General features: G+C 45.1%; 17 protein-coding genes. 7 read left to right on the top strand and 10 right to left on the bottom strand.

Going from position 1 to position 12,501, the window contains the following annotated elements:
- The first annotated feature begins 83 nt into the window (after positions 1-83).
- From MY523_RS18820 to fic, 3 genes are all read left to right on the top strand, one after another.
- Positions 84-428, top strand: a complete 345-nt coding sequence (locus MY523_RS18820) for a HopJ type III effector protein (protein ID WP_250656217.1) — start codon at positions 84-86, stop codon at positions 426-428.
- Positions 428-652: a DUF3820 family protein gene (locus MY523_RS18815; protein WP_250656216.1), complete on the top strand. Its 225-nt coding sequence runs from the start codon at positions 428-430 to the stop codon at positions 650-652. The genes MY523_RS18820 and MY523_RS18815 overlap by 1 nt, the downstream gene beginning before the upstream one ends.
- 194 nt (positions 653-846) lie before the next feature.
- On the top strand, positions 847-1,971 hold the full coding sequence (fic, locus tag MY523_RS18810; protein ID WP_250656215.1) for a protein adenylyltransferase Fic: 1,125 nt from the start codon (positions 847-849) through the stop codon (positions 1,969-1,971).
- Positions 1,972-2,071: 100 nt separating this feature from the next.
- Here the strand turns inward: fic and MY523_RS18805 are convergent, their stop codons facing one another.
- The 5 genes from MY523_RS18805 to MY523_RS18785 form a co-directional block, all read right to left on the bottom strand.
- Positions 2,072-2,455 (bottom strand): tautomerase family protein, encoded by a 384-nt coding sequence (locus MY523_RS18805; RefSeq protein ID WP_250656214.1) that lies wholly within the window; start codon positions 2,453-2,455, stop codon positions 2,072-2,074.
- A gap of 261 nt (positions 2,456-2,716) precedes the next feature.
- On the bottom strand, positions 2,717-3,379 hold the full coding sequence (locus tag MY523_RS18800; protein WP_250656213.1) for a YoaK family protein: 663 nt from the start codon (positions 3,377-3,379) through the stop codon (positions 2,717-2,719).
- 74 nt (positions 3,380-3,453) lie between these two features.
- Positions 3,454-4,482 (bottom strand): DUF2157 domain-containing protein, encoded by a 1,029-nt coding sequence (locus tag MY523_RS18795; RefSeq protein ID WP_250656212.1) that lies wholly within the window; start codon positions 4,480-4,482, stop codon positions 3,454-3,456.
- Between the two features lie 85 nt (positions 4,483-4,567).
- Complete coding sequence (locus tag MY523_RS18790) at positions 4,568-4,975, bottom strand: GFA family protein (protein WP_250656211.1); 408 nt, start codon at positions 4,973-4,975, stop codon at positions 4,568-4,570.
- Between the two features lie 215 nt (positions 4,976-5,190).
- A complete protein-coding gene (locus tag MY523_RS18785; protein ID WP_250656210.1) occupies positions 5,191-5,685 on the bottom strand; it encodes an FKBP-type peptidyl-prolyl cis-trans isomerase in 495 nt (164 codons plus the stop codon).
- A 195-nt stretch (positions 5,686-5,880) separates the two neighbouring features.
- Here MY523_RS18785 and MY523_RS18780 point away from each other — a divergent pair, with 195 nt between their 5' ends.
- Positions 5,881-7,413 carry a methyl-accepting chemotaxis protein gene (locus tag MY523_RS18780; RefSeq protein WP_250656209.1) on the top strand — a complete coding sequence of 511 codons (1,533 nt, stop codon included), beginning with the start codon at positions 5,881-5,883 and terminating at the stop codon, positions 7,411-7,413.
- An 87-nt stretch (positions 7,414-7,500) separates the two neighbouring features.
- On the opposite strand, the gene MY523_RS18775 is transcribed toward MY523_RS18780, so the two are convergent.
- Together MY523_RS18775 and MY523_RS18770 are read right to left on the bottom strand one after the other, a co-directional pair.
- A complete protein-coding gene (locus MY523_RS18775; protein WP_250656208.1) occupies positions 7,501-7,785 on the bottom strand; it encodes a type II toxin-antitoxin system RelE family toxin in 285 nt (94 codons plus the stop codon).
- Positions 7,775-8,026: a type II toxin-antitoxin system Phd/YefM family antitoxin gene (locus MY523_RS18770; RefSeq protein WP_250656207.1), complete on the bottom strand. Its 252-nt coding sequence runs from the start codon at positions 8,024-8,026 to the stop codon at positions 7,775-7,777. Before MY523_RS18770 ends, MY523_RS18775 begins: the two co-directional genes overlap by 11 nt.
- 227 nt (positions 8,027-8,253) lie before the next feature.
- Between MY523_RS18770 and MY523_RS18765 the strand changes: the two genes are divergently transcribed.
- The gene (locus MY523_RS18765) at positions 8,254-8,619 is read left to right on the top strand and encodes a YbaN family protein (RefSeq protein ID WP_250656206.1); all 366 of its coding nucleotides are present in this window, start codon (positions 8,254-8,256) and stop codon (positions 8,617-8,619) included.
- A gap of 166 nt (positions 8,620-8,785) precedes the next feature.
- Positions 8,786-9,439, top strand: coding sequence for a CBS domain-containing protein (locus tag MY523_RS18760; RefSeq protein WP_250656205.1), 654 nt, complete (start codon positions 8,786-8,788; stop codon positions 9,437-9,439).
- 33 nt (positions 9,440-9,472) lie between these two features.
- Here the strand turns inward: MY523_RS18760 and MY523_RS18755 are convergent, their stop codons facing one another.
- From MY523_RS18755 to MY523_RS18745, 3 genes are all read right to left on the bottom strand, one after another.
- The gene (locus MY523_RS18755) at positions 9,473-9,727 is read right to left on the bottom strand and encodes a hypothetical protein (RefSeq protein WP_250656204.1); all 255 of its coding nucleotides are present in this window, start codon (positions 9,725-9,727) and stop codon (positions 9,473-9,475) included.
- Between the two features lie 91 nt (positions 9,728-9,818).
- Positions 9,819-10,484 carry an SDR family oxidoreductase gene (locus MY523_RS18750; protein WP_250656203.1) on the bottom strand — a complete coding sequence of 222 codons (666 nt, stop codon included), beginning with the start codon at positions 10,482-10,484 and terminating at the stop codon, positions 9,819-9,821.
- Between the two features lie 219 nt (positions 10,485-10,703).
- Positions 10,704-11,423, bottom strand: coding sequence for a glutathione S-transferase family protein (locus tag MY523_RS18745; RefSeq protein ID WP_250656202.1), 720 nt, complete (start codon positions 11,421-11,423; stop codon positions 10,704-10,706).
- A gap of 168 nt (positions 11,424-11,591) precedes the next feature.
- Between MY523_RS18745 and MY523_RS18740 the strand changes: the two genes are divergently transcribed.
- On the top strand, positions 11,592-12,500 hold the full coding sequence (locus tag MY523_RS18740) for a LysR family transcriptional regulator (RefSeq protein ID WP_250656201.1): 909 nt from the start codon (positions 11,592-11,594) through the stop codon (positions 12,498-12,500).
- Position 12,501 lies beyond the last annotated feature (1 nt).

The raw sequence follows: 12,501 nt of genomic DNA, 5'->3' as shown, positions 1-12,501 counted from the left end.
GAGTCATTTTTTAACGCTGTATTTGTAAGCGCAGTAGTCGTGCAAAGTTCTCCACTAATATACAGACTCAAAAGGGCATTACAATGACTGAAGATCAATTGATAGAACAGCTGGAAAGCGCACCTGAAATAGTTGAGTTTGATCAGGTCATCTCCGTCATTGCAGACAACTATCAATACCAGCCTACTCGTTTTTTGAATGGCGAGGTCGTTAACGAAGCCGGCAGTAATGAGGGCTCGTGCAAGCTGTTTTCTTTCGGTTTAATTAACCAGTTATCTGATGAAGAGATGCTCGCTTGCTTTGGTAAGTATTACCGTGATGATGTTCTGAAGAACCCGGAGGGTACAGATCATGCGAATATCAGAACCTTTATGGTCTCTGGCTGGGATGGCATCAAATTTGACCAACCCGCACTTATCGCTCAGTAATGTTTGATAAACAAGATTTGGTCAAACTGGCTAAAGTGAAGATGCCCTTCGGCAAATACAGTGGCCGCGTGCTAATTGATCTGCCTGAAGAGTATCTGCTTTGGTTTGCAAAAAAAGGCTTTCCCGAGGGGGCACTAGGCCACTTATTAAAGCTCGCTTTAGAAGTTCATATCCATGGGCTAACCCATATTATCAAGCCCCTCAAAACAATGGATATTGACTGAGTTTATTTCATCCTGCCTTCAATGTTTTAGTACGAAGCATTATCACCAAGTAAAACATGTATAGAAAAAGCGACTTTATATACATATCAAACATAACATGTCGATAAAATAGAAAAATATCGACATGTTATGTTTACGTGTCGATGCAATCGACATATACTCGCTTTATGTCGAAATAAATGGAAAAAATAAACATGACATGGCAGCCAGACCAGCCTTTCAATGATATCCCATTGCTTCCCCCGCCAAAGGACGCCACTGAATCCATTACTGTTTTAAAAGCGTGTATTTCTGCGCGGGCAGCCCTGGCGGAGTTGAAGCAGGCGGGTGAGTTATTACCTAATCAAGCGCTATTGATTAACTTGCTGCCTCTACTCGAAGCGAAAGACAGTACCGAAATTGAGAATATAGTTACAACGTCTGATAAGTTATTCCAGTACGCTCAAGAAGAAACTGCAGCTGACCCTTCCACCAAAGAGGCTTTACAGTACAGAACTGCTTTATATGAAGGTTTCGTTCAGTTAAGCGAGAGGCCCTTGTGTACTAATACTGCAGTGCAGGTGTGTAGCACCATTAAAGCCACACACATGGATATCCGAAAAGTACCAGGTACCACATTAAGCAACCAGGCAACGGGCCAAACTATTTATACTCCACCTGCCGGAGAGACGCGTCTACGTGACTTGTTGGCTAATTGGGAGCAGTTTATACATGCAGAAGAAGAGGATCCTTTAACTAAAACAGATCCCTTAATCAAAATGGCGGTCAGCCACTATCAATTTGAGGCAATTCACCCCTTTACTGATGGCAATGGCCGGACAGGGCGCATTCTGAATATGCTTTACCTGATAGAGCAGAGGTTGTTAACCCTGCCGATTCTGTACCTAAGCCGATATATCTTGCAAAACAGAGCCGAATACTATCGTTTGCTGACGAAAGTCACGAGTGATGGGGCTTGGGAAGAGTGGATTTTATATATGCTGAAAGCTGTCGAGCAAACAGCCAATTGGACGACGCAGAAAATAGCCGCTGTTCGTAAATTGATGGAGCATACTGGTGACTTTATCAGAGAGGCTTTACCCAAGATCTATAGTCATGAGTTGGTGCAAGTGATTTTTGAACAGCCGTATTGTCGAATAGCAAACTTGGTAGAGAAGGATATTGCCAAGCGCCAAACTGCATCAGTTTATCTCAAGCAACTAGTAGAGATTGGGGTATTGAACGAAATACAAGTGGGTAAAGAAAAGCTCTTTGTACACCCCAAACTGATTCAATTAATGACGCTCGATAATAATGAAATAACACGCTATGACCAATAACGTCATCAATCAAAATTTGGTACCTTATTCAAAATCCCCCATATACAAGGCTACATGTGACCTATTGTTCATATTCCAGAAAAAGCCCAACATCACACACTTATACATCGATATTGTAATTTAACTTTGCTTCATCCCCAGTCATTCCTCGAAACCCCCAACAGTGGGCTGGCTGTTCCTTAATGGTTATTTCAATGTCTATTGGGGAAATACCAACTTGGCGTTCGATTTCAGCAAACAAAGACTTGATGAGTGCTTTTTGAGTCTCTTTTTCTCGGCCTTGCATCATATTAATTTCAATTACCGTATAGGCATCAGAACGCCCACCAGGGTAATAAAAGTCATCCTTCGCCATAGGTATAAAGCGGTGGGCACGTTTATCTTCTGGCATGCCCAGTGCCGACTGCATGCAGCCATGAATGACCTGAGATAACTTGGATTTTATTGGGTTTAAGTGTTCTTTAATGCCGTACACGATGATCATAATGAGTCCTTTCTGGCGCGTAAAACCAAGTTCATATTGTTATACAGACGTACCTTAGAAGCCTAAGCATAGATGCTAACCAAACAATGAGTTCTTGTTAAGCACCTTTATTACGCCAAGGAAAGAAAGGCTCTACATCTGCGTGCATGATGCTATCTAAAAAACATGGCTAAAACTGCCTTGCAACACAGCTTTAATTAAAATCCCAGGCCCCATATGAATTGGCGTAAACGGCACGACTCCCCCTTCAATGCGCAATGCCTAACGAACAACCCTTGCACGGTAAATTGAATACGACGATGCCAGCACCAGGCAAATACCCGCAGGAGCAAATAGCGCGTAAAACGTCAACATACTGAATAGATACGCGCCGATTGTGCCCCCCAGAATAAACCCGCCAATGATGAGCATAAACAACAAGCCCTTTCTTTTGTCGAATGGCTCCCCTCGCAATTTTGCCCCGAGCATAATGCCCAAGTCTGTGAAAATACCGGTCACATGGGTTGTCCTGACAACGGCACCACTATACGTCGTGGCAAGCGCATTCTGTAACCCACAAGCGCTAGAGGCCAGATAATGCCCGTATAGTGAGTTTTTAGTTAAGAAATAAACAGCACAAAAAAGAAGCGCTGACTCTATAACAAGAAGGCCACTGTAATTACGCCCTAACTTTAAGGCTCCACTGCGTAAAAAATAGCCGGATATAGCCGCGCCAAACAGAAAACTCAAAAGAACAAGAGACAGATGGAAGAGTTCACTGAACGTCGAGTTGGCAATTCCCGTTCCGAGTAGTGTGGCAGTACCAGAGAGATGAGAAATTGACTGGTGCTTGAACCCAAGCAATCCAACCGAATTCACCAACCCGGCAACCAGTGCAAGTAAAAATGAGCCATGCTCGACCCATTTGGGCAGTTTTCTAATCATGGAGGGGTCTCAGAGTTAAGGTCATCAAATAGCCAGGAAGGCTACTGGAACAATGTCAATCGCTAAAACAAAGCTCACGCGTTTTCCTCAAGTAACTCTCGCAACGGGGCCGGAAGCATTTGTCTCGACTTTTCAGTGATGGCTTTTTCATGCTTTTGCCAAAGAATGCCAAGATAGACAATGCCAAGCCCGATAGCCGTCAATGTAATGGGGAATAACCAGCTATCTTTAAATACATCAGAAGCCAGATGCGCTAGATAGCCACAACTGCCCATAGCACCAAACACCACAAAAACTCTGCGGATAAGTAATACCCCCACACCGATCATCGCAAGGTTAATACAGAAATACAGGAACTTAGAGAGCTCACTGTCCGAGTTCTGGGCGGACAAACCACCCCAGAATGCCATCACGCCAAAGATGTAAATCCAAAAGGCATAATCAACTTTTCGCCTGGATCTTACGTCAACCCAGAAAGCGAGACCGATCATCAGCAGTCCAGAATATAATGAAACCAGTTTTCGCAATGCCCAGGTATTGTCCCCCCCTGAAATCATTGCCGTAATATCCATCGACATATACCACAGCGTCACAGCAATAGGCATGATTAAAAACGGGTATTTATATTTCCAGGCGATGGCAACGCCAACTACGAGCGTCCCAAACTCCATATAGAGCCAGTGCCACTTGATATACCGATGGTACTCTCGATATACCGTGTCATCGGGCCAGACACCCAGCCATTGTTGAAGGCCATAAATGGCTAATGGGGTTAAACAGACAACAAACGTTGCACAAATTCCGGCAGGAATATTCAGGCTCTTTGCTGAAAGAGTATTCGTTATTTTCAGACCGATTGCGGCATAGAGAAGCGAAATTGAAACCACGCCGGCACCACCAAACGACTCCCAGCCTAGATTCATAAACAGAGTCATTGCACCAATCGCAATTAACCCACCCAAATAATAAAGCACATGAGTAAAGGTAAAACGTGGCACATCCTGAGATTTGGCCTGAAAGTATTCAAAAAGGGCGTTGGCCTGCTCGGAGGAAATGATGTTTTCCTCCACTGCACCGCTTAACCTTTTCCTTGAAATATTCATCGTGTCACTCTCTGTTTGGCGTGCGTGCAATCTCGCCATAAATGGTAATGGTTCCGAGTTTTAACTAGTTCCTTGAATTCTTAACTTACCCGGGAAGTTTTTCGTAGCCAGGAACATTCACTAAGTCTTTTGACCAATTTGCACAACTACCAACAAAAATTTTAGCCGTTGGCAAAATAGGCACTTGGCTATCAAGACTACCAGCAGGAACGACAATACACTTTATATTTTCAGCAACCGTAGGTAGCGCCGAGCCACAATTTTGGCAGAAGCTTTTAGCATGACGGCTATTCGGATACTGAAAAGTCTTAACGCTACTGCCCCCTTGAGTCCAGGTTAACCTCGACGATTGAGCAAACAAATTAGCGGCGTGGGCTGACCCAGTATCCTTTTGACAACGACTACAGTGGCACAGAAAGAATGACTGAAATTCGCCCGACAACTCATATTCGACGGTACCGCAAAGACAAGAACCTTTATGTTGTTTTCCCACGATAATTTCCTTCCTTAACTACAGATTACGCGTAGCATCTACATTAACACACTTCGGGGCCAACAGTATTAAGATAGGTTTAGGTACGAAAGGGGCTGAAAAGGGGCTGGAAAGGAACGTTTTAGTGCTGGAGAGGGGATGGCCCATGGCCATAACGAGGCACAGAAAATCTCTATGCCTCGTTACGGTTGCAAATTTAGATGAGCTGCAAGCTTTTAGTGCTGGTGGCCACCCACACCGTGAGCATGGCCGTGTGATTTTTCTTCATCGGTTGCTTCCCGAACATCAACCACTTCAACATCAAATACCAACGTTCGGCCTGCTAGCGGGTGGTTGCTGTCGACGTCAACGTTAAACTTACCCGCCTTGACAACGGTAACCTGGCGAGGCCCTTGCTCGGTCTCTACAGAAACAACCATACCTGGGCGGAGTTTTGCCTTCGACTTTTTGTCGCCATGCAGGTGCTTAATCGGAATACGCTGCTGGTTAGCTTCATTACGCTCACCATAACCTTCTGACGGTGGAACCGTGACTGAAAACTGCTCACCGGCCTGTTTCCCTTCCATCGCCTTTTCAAGGCCCGTTACGATATTTTTGTGCCCATGCAGGAACAGTACGGGCTCACCATCATAAGAGTTTTCGATCTCCTTCCCACCCTCTTCTGCTAAACGGTAGTGGAAACTTACAACCTTGTTTTTATCGATGATCATGTCAATGTCCTCTGAAAGGGGGCAGTAAAAAAGGCCGTCATTATCGTAGCTGGTGCGTAGAAGCGCAAGAACATCACCCCATACCGTGTATTACAAAAACACGCAAAATTACACTGAAGAAACGCTTCGCAAAGCCGCTATAATCCTTAATGGTATATCGCCAACCAACAAACTACCTTTAAAGTCGTAAGATATATGCTCCGGATTCTTTTAAATCTTAAATTAAAATACAAATTTTGGTTAGTTAATGCTGTTTCGTTTGCTGCGGTTTGCCTGCTTTCACTGTATGCCATGCACACAGAAACCGAGCAGCGCCTGGCTGGCAACATTGAGTCCTCTAAGCAGCAAGTGGCGCAAACGGTTGCAATGGCTCAGGGGATGGATGCGGTTGAATTAATCAACGCTATTCGCAACACTCAAAACTTCTTTGTGGTCGACCAGCAATCAAATATCGTCTCGCCTAACGCTCTCAAGGTGCCTTCTGCATTCATTAAAAAGGCGCTAGCCAACAAAGGGCGTATAAAGCAACATATCAATGCACCGGGGCTGCTGGCCGATACCCCCATCGCCATTGCAACTATCACCCAGCATTCTAGCAACGGAACCTATGTTGGGCTTATCACCCATTCACCTTCTTTTTGGCAGGTATTCAAAAATGAGGCTGCGCGTTATGCGCTGGTGACGTTTATTTTGATGTCTGCGCTACTGGTCGCATCGCAGTTGCTGATTAGTTTTGTCGAACGGCACATCAACAAACTCAAAAATGTCATGCTGCATGTTCAAAACAAAAAAGACCTTACCGCTCGAGTCGCTATCGATTCATCAGATGAGGTTGGCCAAATGGCAGCTGCATTTAACCTGATGCAAGACGGCAGAATGAACACCATCAAAACGATTCGCCAGTCAGCAGAAACACTGAGCCTTACATCAAGTTCGCTTTCACAGGTGTCAGCGGATACCCGGGAAGGAATGGATCATCAATCAGCGCAGTCTGACCAGCTTGCCTCAGCGATGCTGCAAATGAGCACCGCAGCCGATGAGATTTCACAAAGAGCAGTCGAAACCCACCATATATCCGAAACGGCTTCGAAAAAGAGCCAGGAAGGAGCCCAATTAGTTCAGAAAACCAAACAGGCGATTACACAGTTAAGCGGCGACATCTCCAGTGCCGCTGAAATGGTATCGGCACTGAATGCAGACAGCCAAAAGATTGAAAGTGCAACGGAAGAAATTAGAGCCATCGCCGACCAGACTAACCTCTTGGCACTGAATGCCGCGATAGAAGCGGCAAGAGCAGGCGAGTCGGGCCGGGGCTTTGCGGTAGTAGCTGATGAAGTCAGAAAGCTGGCTATTCATGCACAGGAAGCCACAGACCAGATCCAAACCGTGGTTTCAAGTATTCAACAAGAAACCACCACGATTAATCAAACCATGGAAAGTAGCCGCACAAGGGCTGACGAGTGCGTAGCCTCTGCAGAAGGCGCAGCCACATCGATTGAAGAAATTAGTGATATCGTCACTCAGGTGACCGATAAGAATATGATGATTGCTGCGGCGGCAGAACAGCAGAGCCAGACCTCCGGTGAAATCAACAACAATATCCAGCTGATTCAGGCCGATACCCGCCAAGTGTACTTGAACACTGAGACCATTGCCGACAATAGTCAAAAAATCAAAAGTGAAGCAGAGCACCTATTTGGTACAGTCAGTGCGATGAAAGTTGAGTAAGCCGCCATAGTCATACCAGCGCTCGGTTAGTGGGTGGCAATTACGGAGGGCAGCGTAGTAGTTGACATCCCTATTGAGCCGCTGATTCTAGATTCTACCTTTAAGCTTTTGGTAAACCTTACCCTTATCACGTTTACCTACAACTAATACATACACTACTACCTCATCATCAACAACTTCATAAGCCAGGCGATAACCTGCTGTGCGGAGTTTTATTTTATATACCGAATCAAAACCACTCAGTTTAGCTGATGGCACTCTTGGGTTTTCAAGGCGCTCAGATAGTTTCTTTTTGAATTGACTTTGGATTGGTGAAGCTAATTTCTTCCACTCTTTAAGGGCAGCAGGCAGAAACTTTAATTTATAGGTCATCTAACGAGACTTCCACGGCTTGATCCTTTTTAGCCACACGCTGCTCCACCAGTTTAGCAAGTTCCTGATCGTCAAGCATATCCATCAGCCATTCATATGTTTCAGCAGGAACTAAATAAGCAGCCGGCTTATTGTGGTTAAGTATTGCAATTGGAGCTCCAGCGGATTCATTCAGAAGGGCGGTAGGGTTTTTCTTTAGCTCAGAAATACTTGCAGAGCAATCAGCTAGCACCTGTCTCATAACAACCTCAAAAAAGAATGATATTTAGAGCTAATTTTAGGTCATTAATTGTATGTAAGCTAGCCTTAATTTTTCAGGCATAGTCATACCAACATCGCCAACACGCACGGTTTTGTAAATGACTCGCGCGGGTGGCTAGCCATATGCTATGCTGGAACATATGTAATCTTTATTAACCCATGTGGTTAAAATGGGTAAAGTTGAGATGGGTAAAGAGGCGGCGAGTAATGGGTTCTACACGTTATCTTGTTATCATTTTAGGATGGCTCAGCGTCATACTCGGTGTGATTGGGATTTTTCTGCCTCTGCTTCCAACAACGCCTTTTATACTATTAGCAGCATGGTGCTTTAGCCGCTCTTCCCCCCTTTTTCATAACTGGTTGATATCACATCCAAAACTTGGGCCTATTGTCAGCACCTGGAGCAATGGTGAAGGTCTCCCAATAAAAGTAAGAAATCGCATTCTGATTATTATGTGGCTCAGTATGGTGCTTTCAGCCGTATTGATCGCCAAACTATGGTCAGCTCTATTGCTTGCTCTGATTGGGGCATCGGTGACGGTCTATATCATGCGAAGACCTGTTATCTATTGAACGATTTTTAAGGCTGTGCAGCTAAACTCAAGGGTTTAAGCAATCAGCCGATAGTATTTATATAGGTCGGCCCTGCTAGCGCTGTGATTACAGTGTCGCAAGCCATATCGCAAGATAAGGCGATACCACTAAACCAAACCACAAGCACCAAGGTAATGGGAGTTAGATGGCTGTATTTTTTGTTCATGAACCCTCTCGTGGAATAGTAACCCCCCTCGCTGATAAATATCGTATCAGGCAGATTCTTGACCCTGATGAAATGAACGAGATTCAAAAAACGCATCGGAAACTAACGCCTACCCCTGAAAACTATCAGCAACCGCAAGAGGGCGAGGAGCACTCAGAGGCCGAGCGGGAAAACCAAATAGCCGCAACCGCTTATTCGGAAACACGTGATCAGGCAACGGAGCAGCAGGCCCTGACGCCAGCCGGGTCAATCATGTCAAAACCTGTTATCACGATACCTATTAGCAGCTCACTTAGTGACGCCTGGAGGTTGATGCGGCATCATAGTATTAGCCACCTGCTCATCACAGACGAGAAGAATCAACTGGCGGGATTGTTATCAGAAAAGAACATCCTTCCGTATTTATTTGAAGCCGCGACCCCAGATAGAGATGTTACGCTTGAGATGTTCTGCCAGCGAACACTCTTATCCGCCACGCCTGATACGGACATATACGAAATAGCACAGGTTATGCTGGAAAACAGGCTGGATGGTGTGGTCATTATCGAGAACAATACACTACAGGGCATCATCACTTACTCGGATATCGTAAAAGTGTTGTTAAAAACCCAGCAAGTCGAAGAGTTTGCTTAAGCCCCCAAAAAGCTCAAGGCGCATTCACTGAGATTACCCCTTTGGGCGGCGATCGCTATTAATAAACTTGGCCACAAAAACCGCCGTGCCGTATTGTTCAAAAGAGTTTTTCATCAGGCGACTCAGTGCAGACATCACCTGATCGTACTCACCAAACAATTGCGTGCTCATTCGATTAGGAATGACCTCAATAGAAAGCTCCTGTTTTAAGCGCTCAATAAACGCCAGTATTGGCTTTTTATACTGATCCTGAAGTGGATAAAAACTTAATTCGACCGAGAGTTCCATCAGATTCACCTTTTAATTGTGGCGGAACCTTTGAACAATGATTGCGTTCACTGCATCGCACAAAGGTCTCGCACATTATTTGGAGCAAACCTTACCAAGGCAAGACATCACCATTTGAGTGCCAGAATGTGCCACTGCTTTCCAGTGTAAGTTCTTCAATACGTTGCGCCAAACGCTCCGCTGCGGTTGCGGGCGAAATATCACCGGCATAACCCACCATTGAGGTTTGAACAAACCCAGGGTGCAGGATCGCAACCGCTACGCCTTTAGGCTTAAGATCATTAGCCAGAGACATGCCCGCCGCATTAAGAGCGGCTTTAGACATGCGATATCCGTAGTAGGCACCCGAAGTGTTGTCAGTGATAGACCCCATTCGGCTGGTGACCAAGGCGACTTTGGCACCACGGTTGAGTTGCCCCTGAAGTGCATGGGTTACTCGCAATGGTCCAACCGCATTAACTTCAAACTGGCGTGATACTTCGGAAAAATCAAGATCAGCAAGGGTTTGGTTAGAGAAAATACCCGCGTTATTGATCAAAATATCAATAGATCTGCCGTTTAACACCTCTGTTAAATGACCGATACCTTGATCCGTCGAAACATCAACACCCTCCACCACCTCGACATCCAGTGCTTGCAGCGGCTCAGATAAAGAGCGACAAACCGCAACAACCGTTGCTCCCTTGCTCTTGTAGTGGGCACAAAATTCCAGCCCAATCCCTTTATTAGCACCAGTAACAACCACCGTTTGACTCATAGAGAAATCCTTTTTAACCATTCAAAAGTAAGACTGGGATCTTTTCACGATGTCACGAGCGAAACAAAGATAAGGCAAAAAATGGCGAAAAAGCGCAGTTTATATGTAATAAATGAGCAATTTGAGTCATTTTTTAACGCCGTATTTGTAAGCGCAGTAATTGTGAAGAGATTTCAGACTGAGTCATTAAAGTAGTTAAGATTAACCAGATGATCAAACTTAAAGAACAATAGATGCCTGCGGGACATGAATACAGTCTGAAATATAACTTCGCCTTTTGAGCAGGAACTCTGTTAAGCGATCATAATAATCTGCGCCTACAGCCTGCTGAACAGAGTCACGCTGTGCGAGTGTTTCTCTCCACTGTTTGGTCTTGTTTAAACCAGAAAGTATATCTTTCTCAAAATACTGCTCCATCACATCAAAATACCTGAATACAGGGCCGAAAGCGGCATCCGTCATACAGAACTGATCCCCCGAGAAATAGGGCAGTATCACCTCTCTTTCCAGGCGCTGAAACTTGTTAGCTAATTGCTCACTCGACTCAATAAAATCCTGCCGTTTTTTGGCGTTATAAAGCTGGGCAATATTGTTTAGTATTTGGGATGCGAACTCATTCCAGGCGCGGTGCTGAGCTTTGGACAAGCTCGATACCGGATGCAGTGACCCCGGCGTGATTTCATCCAGATATTCACAAATCACCATCGACTCAAACAAAATATGGCAATCATCAACAATTAACAGTGGCACTTTTCCAGTCGCCGATATTTTACTGAACCACTCTGGTTTACTGTTCAGGTCAATATACGTTCGTTTGTGTGGTATGTTCTTCTCAAGCAGGATAATGACAGCACGCTGAACGTAAGGGCACAGGTGATGGCTGACAAGTTCCAGTTGAGGGGCATTCATTTGAGGTTCGTTCGTTTGACGATGATTCATAGCAGGGCACTCCGTTTTGTCTAACTACCGTTTGCTGTGTCATTGATTCTACTGGACTTTTGAGAACCCCATGTTTGCAATAAAAAGAAAGGCATTTGCATTTTTGCCTATTGACGGTTGCTGAGATCCTGCTATTTATAGCGTCGTGAGAATATATGCGGGTAGCTTATGAGTAAGTTAGATAATCTAAACTGGGATGATTTGAAGTATCTGGTTGCGGTCGCTCGCAGCCATTCGATGACCAAAGCAGCGGCGATATTAAAGGTTAATCACTCTACTGTATTCAGAAAAGTCAGCGGGTTGGAAGACGCACTAGGGGCAAAACTATTTGTCAGGCAATCCGGTAGTTACCACCTATCTGGCATAGGGGAAGAGGTCTTAACTCATGTTGAACGCATGGTTAGCCATGTTGCCGATATTGAAAGGTTAATAGACAACCAAAAGAGTTCATTACAAGGACAGATAAATCTTACTGTTCCCCATAACTTTGGATATCGCTTTTTACCAAAGTACATCGCCGAATTTCAACAGATACATCGTGAAGTGGTGGTTAATTTACAAGTCTCCAATCAGAGCAGTAACCTTTCCAGGCAAGAAGCAGATCTTGCTATCAGGGCGTGCTCATCACCACCGGAAGATGTGGTTGGTAAACACCTTTTTACACTACCGTGGGCCGCCTATGCCTCAGAGCAATATATACAGAGCTTTGGGCAACCTGAAGGGGTTGCTGATTTAAACGCCCACAAACTGATTGGCTGTCATACAGACTTAACTAGCCTTCCCGCCTTTAAGTGGCTACATGCGAACACCCCTACGTCCAATATAGCAGCGAGTGGCAACGATCTGGTGTCCATGTCAGCCCTTGCAGAAGCAGGTGCAGGCATCGCCATTCTGCCCGCGGATCAAGCCAAACCAGCACTTAAGGTATTATTTACCCTTGAGCAAGTGCCGCCCAGCGAGATCTGGCTGCTCTTCCACCCCGATATGCGTAACTGCAAACGGCTAAAAGCGTTCAAGAGCTATTTAATTGACCGGTTATTTAAAGAACCAACGTTAGCGGCCTATAGACACACATAAT

Source organism: Alkalimarinus coralli (genome assembly GCF_023650515.1).
GTDB lineage: Bacteria > Pseudomonadota > Gammaproteobacteria > Pseudomonadales > Oleiphilaceae > Alkalimarinus > Alkalimarinus coralli.
This window is presented reverse-complemented; position numbering and strand designations above follow the sequence as displayed.

Coding starts and splice junctions, on each gene's coding strand:
- MY523_RS18820 (WP_250656217.1), top strand. CDS start 84: ATGACTGAAGATCAATTGATAGAACAGCTGGAAAGCGCACCTGAAATA.
- MY523_RS18815 (WP_250656216.1), top strand. CDS start 428: ATGTTTGATAAACAAGATTTGGTCAAACTGGCTAAAGTGAAGATGCCC.
- fic (WP_250656215.1), top strand. CDS start 847: ATGACATGGCAGCCAGACCAGCCTTTCAATGATATCCCATTGCTTCCC.
- MY523_RS18805 (WP_250656214.1), bottom strand. CDS start 2,455: ATGATCATCGTGTACGGCATTAAAGAACACTTAAACCCAATAAAATCC.
- MY523_RS18800 (WP_250656213.1), bottom strand. CDS start 3,379: ATGATTAGAAAACTGCCCAAATGGGTCGAGCATGGCTCATTTTTACTT.
- MY523_RS18795 (WP_250656212.1), bottom strand. CDS start 4,482: ATGAATATTTCAAGGAAAAGGTTAAGCGGTGCAGTGGAGGAAAACATC.
- MY523_RS18785 (WP_250656210.1), bottom strand. CDS start 5,685: ATGATCATCGATAAAAACAAGGTTGTAAGTTTCCACTACCGTTTAGCA.
- MY523_RS18780 (WP_250656209.1), top strand. CDS start 5,881: ATGCTCCGGATTCTTTTAAATCTTAAATTAAAATACAAATTTTGGTTA.
- MY523_RS18775 (WP_250656208.1), bottom strand. CDS start 7,785: ATGACCTATAAATTAAAGTTTCTGCCTGCTGCCCTTAAAGAGTGGAAG.
- MY523_RS18770 (WP_250656207.1), bottom strand. CDS start 8,026: ATGAGACAGGTGCTAGCTGATTGCTCTGCAAGTATTTCTGAGCTAAAG.
- MY523_RS18765 (WP_250656206.1), top strand. CDS start 8,254: ATGGGTTCTACACGTTATCTTGTTATCATTTTAGGATGGCTCAGCGTC.
- MY523_RS18760 (WP_250656205.1), top strand. CDS start 8,786: ATGGCTGTATTTTTTGTTCATGAACCCTCTCGTGGAATAGTAACCCCC.
- MY523_RS18755 (WP_250656204.1), bottom strand. CDS start 9,727: ATGGAACTCTCGGTCGAATTAAGTTTTTATCCACTTCAGGATCAGTAT.
- MY523_RS18750 (WP_250656203.1), bottom strand. CDS start 10,484: ATGAGTCAAACGGTGGTTGTTACTGGTGCTAATAAAGGGATTGGGCTG.
- MY523_RS18745 (WP_250656202.1), bottom strand. CDS start 11,423: ATGAATCATCGTCAAACGAACGAACCTCAAATGAATGCCCCTCAACTG.
- MY523_RS18740 (WP_250656201.1), top strand. CDS start 11,592: ATGAGTAAGTTAGATAATCTAAACTGGGATGATTTGAAGTATCTGGTT.